The sequence below is a fragment of the Sporosarcina pasteurii genome, assembly GCF_041295575.1.
GTDB lineage: Bacteria > Bacillota > Bacilli > Bacillales_A > Planococcaceae > Sporosarcina > Sporosarcina pasteurii.
This window is the reverse complement of the sequence record NZ_CP160452.1, coordinates 1125175-1139951: the sequence shown is the minus strand read 5'-3', so window position 1 is coordinate 1139951 and position 14777 is coordinate 1125175. Positions and strand designations below refer to the sequence as shown.

At 40.4% G+C, this 14777-nt stretch carries 14 protein-coding genes; 2 read left to right on the top strand and 12 right to left on the bottom strand.

Annotation, left to right across the window (positions count from 1 at the left end):
- Nucleotides 1-169: 169 nt before the first annotated feature.
- The 6 genes from AB1H92_RS05170 to AB1H92_RS05145 form a co-directional block, all read right to left on the bottom strand.
- Complete coding sequence (locus AB1H92_RS05170) at nucleotides 170-910, bottom strand: SDR family NAD(P)-dependent oxidoreductase (RefSeq protein WP_115361811.1); 741 nt, start codon at nucleotides 908-910, stop codon at nucleotides 170-172.
- 272 nt (nucleotides 911-1182) lie between these two features.
- Nucleotides 1183-1554, bottom strand: coding sequence for a putative zinc-binding protein (locus AB1H92_RS05165; protein WP_115361813.1), 372 nt, complete (start codon nucleotides 1552-1554; stop codon nucleotides 1183-1185).
- Nucleotides 1555-1892: 338 nt separating this feature from the next.
- On the bottom strand, nucleotides 1893-2234 hold the full coding sequence (locus AB1H92_RS05160) for a cupin domain-containing protein (RefSeq protein ID WP_115361815.1): 342 nt from the start codon (nucleotides 2232-2234) through the stop codon (nucleotides 1893-1895).
- Between the two features lie 11 nt (nucleotides 2235-2245).
- On the bottom strand, nucleotides 2246-3526 hold the full coding sequence (locus tag AB1H92_RS05155) for a TRAP transporter large permease (protein WP_115361817.1): 1281 nt from the start codon (nucleotides 3524-3526) through the stop codon (nucleotides 2246-2248).
- Nucleotides 3523-3993: a TRAP transporter small permease gene (locus AB1H92_RS05150; protein ID WP_115361819.1), complete on the bottom strand. Its 471-nt coding sequence runs from the start codon at nucleotides 3991-3993 to the stop codon at nucleotides 3523-3525. The genes AB1H92_RS05155 and AB1H92_RS05150 overlap by 4 nt, the downstream gene beginning before the upstream one ends.
- A 63-nt stretch (nucleotides 3994-4056) precedes the next feature.
- Nucleotides 4057-5061: a DctP family TRAP transporter solute-binding subunit gene (locus AB1H92_RS05145; protein ID WP_115361821.1), complete on the bottom strand. Its 1005-nt coding sequence runs from the start codon at nucleotides 5059-5061 to the stop codon at nucleotides 4057-4059.
- 451 nt (nucleotides 5062-5512) lie between these two features.
- Between AB1H92_RS05145 and AB1H92_RS05140 the strand changes: the two genes are divergently transcribed.
- Nucleotides 5513-6664: an aminotransferase class I/II-fold pyridoxal phosphate-dependent enzyme gene (locus AB1H92_RS05140; protein ID WP_115361823.1), complete on the top strand. Its 1152-nt coding sequence runs from the start codon at nucleotides 5513-5515 to the stop codon at nucleotides 6662-6664.
- 286 nt (nucleotides 6665-6950) lie between these two features.
- Here the strand turns inward: AB1H92_RS05140 and AB1H92_RS05135 are convergent, their stop codons facing one another.
- From AB1H92_RS05135 to AB1H92_RS05110, 6 genes are all read right to left on the bottom strand, one after another.
- Nucleotides 6951-8225, bottom strand: a complete 1275-nt coding sequence (locus AB1H92_RS05135) for a Zn-dependent hydrolase (RefSeq protein WP_115361825.1) — start codon at nucleotides 8223-8225, stop codon at nucleotides 6951-6953.
- A 99-nt stretch (nucleotides 8226-8324) separates the two neighbouring features.
- Entirely contained in the window at nucleotides 8325-9371 is a 1047-nt protein-coding gene (locus tag AB1H92_RS05130) for a C45 family peptidase (protein ID WP_115361827.1), read from the bottom strand.
- On the bottom strand, nucleotides 9368-10987 hold the full coding sequence (locus AB1H92_RS05125; RefSeq protein ID WP_243835723.1) for an amidohydrolase: 1620 nt from the start codon (nucleotides 10985-10987) through the stop codon (nucleotides 9368-9370). Before AB1H92_RS05125 ends, AB1H92_RS05130 begins: the two co-directional genes overlap by 4 nt.
- A 32-nt stretch (nucleotides 10988-11019) precedes the next feature.
- Nucleotides 11020-12531 (bottom strand): sodium:solute symporter, encoded by a 1512-nt coding sequence (locus tag AB1H92_RS05120; protein ID WP_115361831.1) that lies wholly within the window; start codon nucleotides 12529-12531, stop codon nucleotides 11020-11022.
- On the bottom strand, nucleotides 12531-12749 hold the full coding sequence (locus tag AB1H92_RS05115) for a hypothetical protein (protein WP_115361833.1): 219 nt from the start codon (nucleotides 12747-12749) through the stop codon (nucleotides 12531-12533). Before AB1H92_RS05115 ends, AB1H92_RS05120 begins: the two co-directional genes overlap by 1 nt.
- A gap of 759 nt (nucleotides 12750-13508) precedes the next feature.
- Nucleotides 13509-14009, bottom strand: coding sequence for a TspO/MBR family protein (locus AB1H92_RS05110; RefSeq protein ID WP_115361835.1), 501 nt, complete (start codon nucleotides 14007-14009; stop codon nucleotides 13509-13511).
- A gap of 221 nt (nucleotides 14010-14230) precedes the next feature.
- Here AB1H92_RS05110 and AB1H92_RS05105 point away from each other — a divergent pair, with 221 nt between their 5' ends.
- On the top strand, nucleotides 14231-14713 hold the full coding sequence (locus AB1H92_RS05105; RefSeq protein ID WP_134268484.1) for a cobalamin B12-binding domain-containing protein: 483 nt from the start codon (nucleotides 14231-14233) through the stop codon (nucleotides 14711-14713).
- Nucleotides 14714-14777 lie beyond the last annotated feature (64 nt).

The following is a 14777-nucleotide window of genomic DNA, read 5'->3' as shown; positions in this document are numbered from 1 at the left end:
TCGTGAGCAACCTCCGTTGCAAATATGAATAAATGAAAAAAGGATTCTCGCTATATATTATTCCAGCAAGAATCCTTCTTTTACAATCACCATTTCCTTCATACAATCGTAGTGTATTGTCCGGATAATACCTTACACAGCGTTGAATGTGAATTTTTGGTAATGATTCTTAACGCCCAACAGTCCAACCACCATCAACCTTAATTTCTGCGCCCTGCATATAATTTGATTCTTCCGAAGCTAAGAATACGGCTACTGCTGCAATCTCCTCTGGTTTACCTGCCCTACCCGCTGGAATGTCGTTCAGTCTCTCATCTGAAATACCTTCTGTCATAGGTGTCTCAATAAACCCTGGTGCGATTAAATTAGCTTTAACTCCTTTACTACCGAAATCATAAGCCAATTGCTTCGTAAATCCAGCTATTGCATGTTTGCTCGTTACATATGTAGTACCACCTGCACCCGCAACAAATGTGGATTGGGATCCGATGTTAATAATACATCCTTTACCTTTCTCTAAAAAGATAGGCATAACAGCTTTTGTTGTAAGGTATGGACCTTTAACATTGATACCCATTAATTTATCAAATTCTTCCTCGTCCGTTTCAAGGACGTTTCTATAAGCATCATGAATACCAGCGCCGTTATACAATACATCAATCGTGCCGTATTCTTCAATCGCTTCATTAACCCCTTTTTCGACTGATGCGGAATTCGCTATGTCCATTGCTACAAAAATTGCTTCTCCATTATTTTGTTTAATCTCGCTAACAATACGTTGACCTTTTTCTTCATTTTGACCAACAACGACCACTTTAGCGCCTTCTTCTGAAAACATTTTAGCTGTCGCTTCTCCAAGACCTGATGTACCACCAACAATCAATGCAACTTTATTATCTAATTTTCCCATGCTAATTCGCTCCTTTATGTTTAGATATTGTTTATTGTAGAGCTACATTAAAAAAAGATAAACTTTATTGCTTGATGGTAAAAAGCTTCTAGCTAAAACTTACTGATTACGGTCATTAAAATTTACCACAAAATGACAACGAATGATCCAGGGAATGACACGTGTTAACCTTCTTCGTCACAGTTAAATACTGGAGGCCCGTAAGTGCTCAACACTCCCGGGCCTCTAGTATTTATTGTCTTTTATAATGCCACATCTCCTACTAAACAAGATCAATGTGTAGGAACAATTAATTGATCTACGATTTCATTGTAAACCTTCTCTGTAAGCACTGGATCTGGGTCTACACCATTTTTCTTCGGCACATTAAACTGTGTTAAGACAAAATGATGTTTTGCTTCAAGGTCATGTCTTGCTAAAATATGTTTCGTACAAGCGAGTGGACAACCATCAAGCGCGATAATATCCCTGCCCGACTTCGCTGTTCTCACAAGTGGCTTCACATCGCCGCCAACTCCTGCAATACAAGACATTTCAGCAATGTCTGCCCTATCCATTTTAATTGCAATCGTATTTGCGGTCTGCGCCGCAGAAGAACAACCAGAACACGAATAAACAAGCGGCATATCTGTTTTTTTCTTCATCACATTACAACCCCTTCCTGTTTTCAACCCAAATCAAATGATTCTAAGTATTCAAGTATTAATTTTAATAAACTTCTACCTTCAATACTGTGATAAATATCACAGACATGTATGGACCAAGTACAAGCACTCTACAAAAACAACCAACTTAGTTATCTCAATTGTGTGGATAAAAAAAGGCCTTTCGTTAGTTCTAAGAACTACAAAAGACCTTTATGTTTACGCAGATTCCTATTTTCCATACAACTTAAACATGTTTTTCCACATATGACAATAAACAATCTTGAAGGGTGCTATTTATTATGATTCTTTAAGCAGGACAATGTAAATCCACTTCCTTAACTAATCACAATAGCCATAATTTCTAAAGGCACATCACCTGTGTTTATTATGCCGTGCCCTTGACCTTTACAAATAAAACAAAAATCCCCTTTCACTACTTCTTTCTCAACCTTCCCATTGTCAATAAAAACCCCTTCGCCCTCGACAATAAAATACCCTTCAGAATCTTCTACATGTTGATGATAACCAATCGACGCCCCGACCTCAACAGATACTCGCGCCAACATATCTAATCCTTGAATCCCGTCTTCCCTCGTAATATTTCTTTCAACTAAAACTTTACCATTTCCACCATGCAAGCAATGATACGTTTCAATCAATCCAGGTTTTTTTATCATTTGTCCTCCTTTTATTCAAACCAACTTGGAATTACTGTTGAAATACTCGGTACGGTAATAATAAGTAAAACAACTGCAGCGATAATACCAATCACATGAAGGACATAAGGAAATGTATCTTCTATGCCCATATTTTTATCTGTAACACTTGCTCCAGCAATTAAAGACAATCCTACAGGAGGTGACACATTTGCCAATGCAAAATTCATAATTAATACCATTCCAAAATGGATTGGATCAATACCATATTGAAGTGCAATTGGCATAAAAATTGGTGCCAATAAAACGATTAATGACGTCACTTCTAAAAACATACCTAGCAACAATAATATTAGGGAAACGACTAATAAAAATTGCCATGGTGTATTTGCAAATTGTAAAAAGAATTCCGAAATCATTGCCGGAATTTTATTCGCAGTGAGTACATAAGATAATACATTGGCCACAGAAATTATGATTAAAATTGTAGCAGATGCCAACGCAGAATCCGCCATAATATCTTTGAAAGTCTTCATCTTTATTTCCTTGTAATATAACGCTAAAATAAAACTATACACAACCGCAATTACCGCCGCTTCTGTTGCTGTCGCAAATCCTGAGAAAATACTTCCCAAAATAAATACAGGAGATAGTAAAGGTAAAATTGCTTTTCGAGCGATTCTAAAAAACTCCTGACGACTAACCGGTTCAGCCTCCTGGATACCAAAACCTTTTCGTTTCGCCATAAATGCCACATAAATACAAATCGCAATCGTTAAGACAATTCCAGGTAAAATCCCGGCAATAAATAATTTTCCAATTGAAATATCAGCTGTGATTCCTAAAATAACCATCGTTATACTCGGCGGAATAATCAACCCTAAAACGCCTGCCGGTCCAATAATTGCAGCGATGAAAGAGTTACTGTATTTTTCCTTTTTTAATTCAGGAACAACAACAGATCCGACAGCATAGGTCGTAGCTACTGTAGAACCTGAAACCGTCCCGAAAAGTGCACTTGTCACAACCGCAGTCATTCCCAAGCCACCTGTCAACTTTCCTACAATTACATGGGCCAAATCCATTAAGCGTCTCGTAAGTCCTCCTTTTCCCATAATATTTCCCGCTAAAATGAATAAAGGGATTGCTAAATATGAAAAACTATTCACCCCAGCAAACATTCGTTGAACAACAATTTCCAATGAAACTCCACTTACTAGTAACATAGCAACACTGACAATCCCCATCGTATAGGCAATGGGTATTCCTAAGAAAAGTAGAAGGAAAAATAGCACTAGCATCGAAATGATCATGCAAAAGATTCTCCTTCCGCAGTAGATTCAAACATATGTGTTGATATAAAGTAGATAGAAAAAATTGAACTGACAGGAATGGCTGCATAAAACACAGACATAGGTAATTGTAAGGTCGGTGATAAATTTCCCATTGATGAAAATGTTAATTTAAACCCGTAAACTAGCAAAATACCGAAAAATAAAATGGTTAGAATATGTACAAAGAAATAAATCCACTTTTTTATCTTCGTGCTTACCTTCTTAACGAAAAAAGTTACCGCTAAGTGCAATTTTTCATGAATTGCTAAACTTGTTCCTAAAAACGTTAACCAAACTATCATCAATCTAGACAATTCCTCTGTGCCTGGTAATGAATAATTTAACATTCTAGAAACGACTTGTGTAAAAACGACTATAACTAATAAAGCAATTGAAACCACACATAGAAATGTTAATATTCTCGCAATCATTTTAGTTATTTGCATTCCATTGACCTCCAGTTTCATATGTGCATAAAGAAAAAAAGGAAGGAAGTCCCCTCCTCTTCCTTACCACCCCGAAGCTTCTCGGTAAATATTCATTAATTCTTCCCCGAATACATCTTTTTCCCATTTCTCATAAACTGGCAACATTGCATCACGGAAAGCTTCTTTGTTTACATCGTCATTCACTTGCATTCCATTTTCTTTTAAACTTTCAATATATTCATCTTCTTGCGCATCATTTTGAACAATCACTTCTTGTTGAATTTTTTCAGCTTCTTCTAAGATGATTTGTTGATCTTCTTCAGAAATCTTTTCCCAAACATCTGAAGATACAACTAACATGATCGTATTGTAAAAATGACCCGTCAGTGATAAATAGTCTTGTACCTCATAAAACTTTGGCGCAACAATATTCGCCAAGGGATTTTCTTGCGCATCTACTGTACCTTGCTGTAAAGCTCCATATAATTCGCTAAAAGCCATCACAGTTGGAAGCGCGCCTATCTTTTCAAATGCATCGACACGTAACTTTGTTTCAGCAACCCGAATTTTCATCCCTTTCATATCTTCAGGTGTCACGATTGGTTGCTTATTATTTGTAATATGCCGAAATCCCCATTCAAGATAACCAATTTTCTTCATTCCTTGTTTCTCAATGATATCTGCTAAATAATCCCCAAATTCCCCTTCATATGCGGAACGAGCATGTTCAATGTCTTTCCACATGTATGGTAAATCTTCAATCGCCAATTTAGGATCTAACGATTGCATGGTGCCAATCATAATTCCTGCTGAATCCATCGTACCAAGTTTAACTTGCTCCAACATTTCAGTCTCAGAGCCTAGTTGGCTATTAGGAAATATATCAAAGGAAACTCTGCCATCCGTTCTTTCATTTACTTTTTCAGCCATTTCTTCAATTAGTTCCGCAGCCGGCGTTCCTTCAGATAATGCATGACCTAATTGAAGTTTCGTCCCTTCCCCTCCAGCATCGCCATTCTCGGAACATCCTGCCAACATAAATAACAATACAGTTACACTTAAAAATAAAACTATCTTTTTACGCATATAAATCCTCCCCCATAGTAAAAGCTGCTTTCCCTATCAAAGCGAAGAGATTGAATTTTAACTCTCCACCCCATTTTCTAAGTTAATAAATAAATGTATAATGTATACTTAATAACTCATAAATATACTAACTTACTCATAAATAGTTGTCAATTGAATATTTTTAATAATTACCCATATTATTTTTCAATTATAAATTGATCTTTCAATCAGGCGAGATTTCTCTAAGTAATCCTTATAAATGAGCAATCTAAGGTCAGATAACCTCCCACTTATCTTTATATCTCCGCTACCATTCTAGCTTCCCATTAATATAGATAAGTTAAACTTGTTTTTCATCAGTGAGTTAGAGAATTAAAGAATTCAACGCAAGAAGAGATTTACAATTCCGCTCTTTTGGAATATAGTGTTCATTGTATAATGTATACATATTAAGAAATGAGGAGAATTCATGCTAAACAAAATAAATCCTATTGTAAAGGATATTAGTGTTCCAGGTATTCGAGTTTTTGCAAACAAAGTAAGTGAATATTCGAATGGGATTAATCTAACAATTGGCCAACCGGACTTTCCCACACCAACTCGTGTAAAAGATGCCGGAATTAAAGCAATCGAAAATAATCTCACCGGTTACTCACATAATGCTGGTTTATTACCTTTAAGAGAGGCTGTATCTAATTTTTTTCATGAAAAATACGGCTTTCTATATGATCCTTATGAGGAAATTATCATTACCAACGGGGCAAGTGAAGCGATTGATTCTGTATTAAGGACGATTATCACCCCAGGTGACGAAGTTATTCTGCCAATCCCTTCCTATTCGGGATATGAATCGATCATCCAATTAAGCGGCGGGAAAATCGTGACACTCGATACAACGAAAACAAATTTCATTCCCGATCCGGATGATTTAGAAAAAATAATTTCTTCTAAAACAAAAGCAATTATTTTAAACTTCCCTTCGAACCCGGTCGGCGTTTCGTTGAGAAAAGAACAGATTGAACCACTTGTACGTCTATTGAGTAAACATAAGATTTTTATTCTGTCTGATGAAATTTATAGTGAAAATGTATTTGATTTTGACCATATTTCTTTTGCAAGCTATCCAGAAATTAGACCTCAATTACTATTATTGCATGGCTTATCAAAATCGCATGCGATGACCGGTTGGAGACTTGGTTATGTACTAGGGGATCAAAAAGTCATTGAACAAGTATTAAAAGTTCATCTAAATAATTCCATTTGCGCATCACTGCCTAGCCAATATGCTGCAATTGATGCTTTAAACAATTGTCGTAATGCGCCGGAAAATATGAACAGAGCCTATATCGAAAGAAGAGATTACGTCTATAATCGATTAACTGAAATGGGTTTACATGCCTTAAAACCAAATGGCACATTCTACATTTTTCCTTCCATTCAGCATACAAAATTAAGTTCGCTTGAGTTTGCAACTCGACTTTTAGAAGAACAATATACTGCGGTTGTTCCGGGAAGTGCCTTTAGAGCTGAAGACTACATTCGCATTTCATTTGCCAATTCAATGGAAAATATAAAAGAAGGCCTCGACAGAATCGAAGCTTTCATCTATAGCTTGAAATAATAGTTTGGATATGGCGGAAGTCTCTAATTTTTTGTGAATCGCGGTTCTACATCACTATTCATGTAAATTTAACTAGATGTATTCTTGTTTAGTCTATAAATGTTACTCAGGATACTTCTCTTGAATACGTGGAAATTGGTCTTTTGGTTGAAGTGTTTAAATGTAAAGAGCAACGTCTTCAAGGACATTGCTCTCCTTGACTTAAGCGCACGTTGGCTGAATAACAAAACTTCCAATTGGATTCACACCGTTCCTGTTTTCACCCCTCTTTGAAAAGCAATATCTATCATTTTATTGAGTGTGTGGACTTACTAATAACAGACGTCTCTCTGTCCTTGTCATCCGATTTTTTCCTGTCCAACTTTAATAACGTATTCAGCAAGACATCGGCCCCTTTTGCACACTCTTCGTATGATGTATATTCGTCTTCGCGATGACTATATCCTTTCATGCTTGGAACGAAAATCATTGCCGATGGGATATAGCTTGCGATGAACTGCGCATCATGCCCCGCACCGCTGTACATCCGGCGGGTCTTGTAACCAAGCTCCCCCACGGCTTCATCTACAGCGTCGACAATAACAGAATCAAAGTCTACTGTTGAACGTTCCCATAGTTTTTCATGCTTAAATGTGCACTGCTCAATTTCCTCAGGCAACTGTTCAATAATCTCCTCGACTGCACGGATAACATCGGAATCTGTATGGCGCGCTTCAATTGTGAATGTCACATCGTTCGGAATGACGGTGTGAATGTTCGGATATGCGTTGATACGACCAATTGTATAGACGAGGTCCTCTGGCAACTTCTTTAGTTCTTTCTGGAGCTGTACAATCACGTTGGCAGCTGCGAACATAGCATCTTTTCGCATTGTGATTGGCGTTGTCCCAGCGTGATTCGACTCGCCTTTAATAGAAATCTCATAACAGACCATGCCCATGACCCCTTCCACTACCGCAATATCTTCTCCATAACTATCAAGTACTGGACCTTGTTCAATATGGAGTTCGAGGAAGGCAACTGCTTCTTTTAGTCTGTTCTCCTTACCTCCCTCGAAGCCGCTCTGTTTTAACGCTTCCCCAAACGATATGCCTTCCGTATCAACTGAGCGAAGCATTACCTCTTTGGCGAATTTACCTGATAGAACACCTGACGACATCATAGCCGGATCGAAACGCGCCCCTTCTTCATTGGTGAAATTTATGACCATAACCGGATGATTGAGCTCCATATTACGGTCACGAATGGTTTGCACGACTTCAAGTCCAGCAATGACACCAAGTGTCCCATCAAAGCGTCCTCCCCTCACGACAGAGTCGAGATGGGAGCCCATTGCAATTGGGGGTAATTCCTTTAGACCTGGAAGTATTCCATACATATTGCCCATATCATCTACTTTCACCGATAGCCCGGCATCTTCACAAATCTCCCTGAAATGATTACGTGCCTTTATGTCTGCTCGGGATAAAGAAAGACGAGATACCCCGTTGCCTGGCGTCGCACCAAACGCACTGAATTGATTGATTAAATTTCGCAGCCGATTGCGATTGACCCGCTCCACTTTACATCCCCCCAGTAAGTTTATTTGCTTGATTTTCTTCTAATAAAGATCACATTAATACCAGTCCATCGGTTGACGTCTCAATTAAAACAGAATGCATCATTTCAAACGATTAACATTTGTGCTGCATGGATGCCCAAGTCGATATTCAAAAGTACCTTCCGTCAAATTCATTACGATGCTAAATACGGTTTCCATTTGCGTGTGTTCAGGGTCATTAACATTCACATGTCTGCAGATTGAATCAGGATATCCCTGATGATCAGATAGGACGCTGAACAAATCTTCCTGCTGGGGATCGTCATCCAACTCACCTATCAAATCTCGAATTCGTTCCAGTCTCGGAACGGAATCTAAGATCGGAAAGTCGCACACTGCTTCTTGGAGCTGTGTATCGCAGATGTGGTTTGTATGCAATACCATCCCATTCTTTGGTCCAATGGTTGCCGTACGAACGGGCGATACTTCCATTCCAGCCATTCTGCCGTCTCTGGAGGCAATTAGAAAATGCGCAGGTGAGGCCATTTTCCCTTCAACAATTTCAGTTGCCTCCTCAAAAGAGTGCGAATCGAGTACTGCCCTTAACCCAAGATGGATCGGGACTTTCGGCTGCCAAGTGCGGGTCAGGAGTGCATTCAAGCAAACACCAACACCAGCTGAGTTTATACCAATTTTTCCGATAATCCCGCCTTCGGTAATCATACGGATAGCCGGTTTATCCTTCTGTTCTATATGAACGTCAAGTAGCGCACCTGTCTGACTCCCTTTCCAGTCCCAATTCTGACCAAGCCATGTCCTTTTGCCACTATTAAGAGCAAAAGACGTGCAACCGTCTGGAGTAGATGTAAGTGCAATCTCGCTCCTTGCATTTAATGCCAAAATGTCTTCGAAGCGAACACCAGCCCCATCTGCAACCCCTTGCATTTCCTCAATATATTCGGGTCGAAAAGCCATAATGGCATCATGATGTAATAGCGCTTTCTCGCACACTTCATTCCATGACATACCTGTGTATCCATAGAAAAGAGCCTCGTATGTTTCGAGGCTAATATTAATTTCTGTTTTTCCTTGCTCCCCATGACTGCGACCGATGTCATACGGTGAGCCACTAAGCGTGATTGCTTTCACTATCCGGATATTATTCATGCCCGAATTACTTCCATGTTCCGGTCATAAACAGTTTCGCCACCGATGATTGTCCGGTCAATATTGATTAGAAGGATTTCATCCACATTGGCAGTTAAGATGGACCGATTAAGGATTGCGATGTCCGCCATCTTCCCGACTTCAATTGATCCAGTCTCCTTTTCACCAAATCCAGAGTAAGCTGCGTTCATCGTGTAGCAACGAATGGCGTCAAGCAAACTAATCTGTTCAGCCTCTCCAACAACTTGGCCGGACTGCGCCTTCCTCGTTATTGCACCATGTATACCTCGCATCGGATTAAAATCTGCGACCGGACAATCTGCTGTTAGCGTCGCAGGAACTCCATTTTCGGAATAGCTTTTAAGTGGATACATTCCTTCTGCACGTTTTCCGTAGTTCTTCATGTAGCCATCCCCATATTCATGAAAAAATGCCGGGTTTGGTGTCGGGACAACTCCCAATTCCTTCATACGTTGTACATGGTCCTTCCTAGCAAGTCCTGCATGCTCAATTCGATGGCGAGCATCCTTGTGCGGATGGAGCTTAAGTGCCTTTTCAATCGTATTGAGCAACTGGTCAATCGCCGCATCCCCTTGTGCATGAGCAGTAATCTGCCATCCTTTTTCATGCGCGGGAATAAATAGTTCGTCTAGTTCTTCTTGTGTCAGGTAATGGATACCATAGTTTTCAGAATCGCTCGTATACGGCTCGGTCGTCCAAACGGTCGGTCCGCTACTCGAGCCGTCGAGGAACACCTTGACCGGACCATACTTGAAGCGCTCATTCCCGTCTCCCGTTCGAATGTCTTTTTCGAGGTAATGACGGACTACTTCTTCCGGCTTATTCAAAGCACCCACCATCGCATAAACACGCTGTTTTATTATCCCCGCTTCAGCGTCCTCACGAAGTGCCTCGATATTATTAATGCCATAACCGGTTGCATCATGGATTGATGTAATACCCTTCTCCGCAAAATGGTTAGAGGCAATTCTATGCGCATCACGAATCTCTTCGCGGGTATGTGCGGCGAGTTGATACAGGTTCATATGCGCAGTCTCGATAAGGCGTCCATCTGGTTCTCCGTCCGCACCGCGACCAATTTCGCCACCTTCCGGATTTGGCATATCACGAGTAATGCCTCCAATCTCAAGCCCCTTACTGTTTACGGCTGAAATATGCCCGCACGCGCGAACTACCATCACTGGATGCCGGTCCGTGGCGCTGTCTAACTCCTCTCGCGTAGGAAAGCGTCCTTCCTCGATGATTGTTTCATTAAACCCCCAGGCCCGAACCCACTGACCTACCGGAACTTCCGCAGCCTGTTCCTTCAACTTCCGAAGTAAATCCGGAATCGAACGGATTTCTGGATTTTTGCATGAAACAGCAAGCACATTCGCCCCATACATTGTCGTATGAATATGGGACTCGATGATGCCTGGCATAAGTGTCCGACCATCAAGATCAGTCACTTCGCTTTCCCCGTCCTGAAGCTTAAGTATTTCATCCGTTGTTCCGACGGCCATAATCCTACCGTCTTTGATAGCGATTGCTTCAGCAATTTCATCTTTGCCATTGACTGTAATAACTTCACCATTAATGAATAATTCCTTCGCCACTCTGCATACCCCTTCCACGTACTAAATGATAGTTAGATGGATACCGGTTTCGTAACTTCCTCTGAAACTTCTTTTTCCTCGTACAGTTCTTCAACCATATCAGGGAAAAAGTCCTCAACCGCCTTCTTTGAGACTGGCTCTGTCATAAGCGAGACAATAAAGAAAATCGGCAAGTTGATAAAGAGACCCCAGACACCCGCATGGATACCCAACGGATGCGGAAACCAAACCGAGAAAATGAGCGTTAGAACGAACCCTGCCGCTAGACCCCAGAAGGCTCCCTGCTTGGTCGCACGTGGCCAGAAGAACATGCCTACTAGCGCTGGAAATGCCTGACCGATAAAGCCATAGCCAATGAGCAAGATGTAAACGAGACTTGCCGGCTGCATGATTGAAATAGGTGCAACAATGAGTCCCATAATTGGGAAGATGAGCCAGCGCGTCATTTTTCCAGCCTTTTCATCAGATAACTTAAATAGCGGTTGGATAATGTCTTTGCTATAGCTAAGTGCCGTTGAATGAATACACGGCTCGCTTGACGACATTGCAGCTGCAAGTGTTCCTGCTCCTAACAAACCAGCAAGAAAAACCGGCATGCTATCCATCGCCATCTGGATTGCCACAGTATCCGCATTGGCCAAAGTTGGATACACAAAAATGCCGATGAACCCAACGACTAACATTGGTATACAAACGATGTAATATGTCGGCAACATCGTGGCAGCTGTACGTATTGATTTTCGAGTATCCGCGCCCATCCACTGAATCCAGTGTGTCTGCCAAACAGAAACCATAGAGATCAGAATGGATGTCGTCCAGAATGCAAAGCCCATATCCCCCAGATTTCCGGGAAGTGTAAGGAATTGAGGTGCTTCCTCTCGTACCCGTTCAAAAACCGGACCGAACGAATAGCCGCCTGTGAACTGCTTCACTACCCAAAGTCCAAACGACCAGGACACAACGAACATAAGTGCTCCTTGGAAAGCATTCGTGATGCCAATTGCACGCAGCCCGCTTCGAAATAGATAGATAGAGATGACTGAAAGTGAAAGAATAACCCCTAACCAGATTGGAATCTTACCATGGCTCATTACATTCAAGATATAAGCTGATCCTGTTGTCTGGAGTACGGCATAAGCAAGAATTCCAATAGAAGTCACGAATGTAGCCAAAGCGCCCAACGCCGGACTTTCATACCGATGCGTAATTGCCGCCCCTTGCGTCACATGGTTAAATTTCACACCTAAACTCCAAACTTTCGGACCAAGATACCAGGCTGTGATGCCCATAAACGTCAAGTAAACGACTACATACAAAACTGGAACACCTTTTGAATATGCCCATCCGGGCGCTCCCATGAATGTATAAGCACTAATCCCTCCCGCACCGACAAGCAGGTACATGATGATTGGTCCCAAACTTCTTCCCGCTACTCCCCATTCCTCAACCTTGTTCATGTTTCTTCCCTTACCTGCACCAAAGCCAAGCCAAACGGCGACAACCATATACAATACTGTAATCATAAATGGAATCCACTGTGCCATCAGTCATTCACCCCTATTTTATTGAGTACCATGAGCGTACTAGTCGTCAGTATAATTAAGGCGACCGACCAAACCATCAGGACTGGCATACCAAAAAGGATGGTTGTCTTATTCAATAAAGGAATAACTGGCCAACTTCCTAACAGGATAATTGCGAGAATCGCCATTAGACCAAACCAACCTTTATTCGTTTTTGGTGTTCTGAACGTTGCTTTCATCCATTCTACCCCCTAATTTGAATGTCTTAGCGTGAAATTTGTCAGTTACCCTCGAATTGTGGGCGCTTACAAAACACCTCCAAATAAATTACTTGCTATCAACAAACATTACTACACAGAATACTTTTATTCTTCTGTCAATGCGTATAGTTTTATCTATCTTTTTTGGACAGATTGTCCAATCGATACATTAAAATCATGTTTGATATATACGGCCGACCTAATTAGAATAATTCATGTCATGTCTTTGTATAATTGATAACTTTTACATACAACCAAAAAGCCGAGGACACAATTCCCCGACTTTCTCAATCAATTTTAAACAACCGTACAACCGCATTAATGACTGTTATGTATAAACGTCACTTCAAATGAATGAAGCATTCATGTCACCATCAAAATCATTAAACCTACCAAAATAATCTGTAAAGCTTAGCGGTGGTACTCTAAGCGGACTATCGCCTCCAATTTAATTGTTTTCTTTTGTTACACACGATAGACCATTAAGGATAAATCCCCACAAGTATTTTGTTTCACTAGATTGATTTTCACAAATTCTACTATCCGCATTTTTTTAAGTCTGGTCTTTAAAATCACACAAAAAATAACCATAAACGCCACCTTTACAGCAACGTTTACGGTTATCTTTGTATCTCTTATTTTACGCTAACAGTTAATCAATGGATTCAGGATTTGTTTTACTGAATTAGAGGAAAATCCTGCAGACCTTCCCTTGCTCACTTAATTAAGCTTCTTTTTTCAAGAATACTCTGTATGTCTTCCACGATTCATTTTCCAAGTCGCATAGTTTAGTGCAACTGCATAGGTTGTCCATCCAGTGTATGGAATCATTAAGGAGCCTGCAAGCTTGCTTCCACGGTAGAAATAATACGTATTCAATGTTACCGCCGTCCATAGCATCGATGCATCCACAAGTGCAGTTCCTCTTAAGTTCCACCGGAAAAACAGAAAGGACCAAAGAAAGTTTAGGCCAAGTTGTGTTGTATAAGTTGCATTGCCGCCGGTCTGCAGATTACTTGATTTTGGCTGTTTATCGAATTGATGTTTTGCGACACCCATTAAAGTATATAGACTCGTCCATGCCACGGGAAACACCCAACTAGGTGGGGCAAAACTTGGTGTCTGCAAATTTTGATACTTAGCTTTTGCAGACTTTGTTGCCAATGTACCGGCAATCGTACCGCCAATAAGAGGTATTGCAATGGATGTTACTAATTTCCATTTGTGATTAGGCACCATTAACGGCTTCACTCCATTCCTATTTTTCCAGAGTATTACCTTATTCCTTTAGTTCTATGTAAAATATCCTAAACTTGGTCCCAGGATGTGCTTTTCTATATACGCTACAAAGAACACTTATACTTGCTTAAGCACGCCATCCGTCATATTGAAAACCTTGTCACAGTAACCTACATGCTTTCGGTCTATCCGACTTTTTGACATCCGTTGTCATTCCTTTTTTGAATAAGATAGGAAGTAAATGGAGTAATAGAGAATGGGATGCATATCAAGAATCCGTCTCAAGCCTTGTCGTACGAGATTTTTTAGTACAAATTCGGCGTAATTTCAGATACAAAGAGGATGCTCCTTTAATTGTAGGCGCCTGCCTTCCTTATGAGCAGCATGAAATCCCTTTGCATATTCTCTTATTGCAATTTATGATGCAAGGCTGGAAAACCATTCTCATCGGCGCTTCTCCAGCACCAGGTTCAATTGAATCACTTGTAAAAAAATTAGAACCAGTAATAGTCGTATTATCAGCAACAACAACAATTCCATTTGAAACGGATCGAAACTTGTTAAACAGCCTAGACCAATTTGCCGTTGAACATCCACAAATTGATTTTTATCTAGGGGGAACAGGTGCGCTTGACTATACAAAAAACAAAACATTGTGCGCCATAGATATTACGAATTCATTTGAAGAAACCTTAATTAAATAGTATAAAAGCAGCATTTTGAAATAGTTTTCTTCATGTTGCCTGCTGGTCGTCTTGCAGATACTCG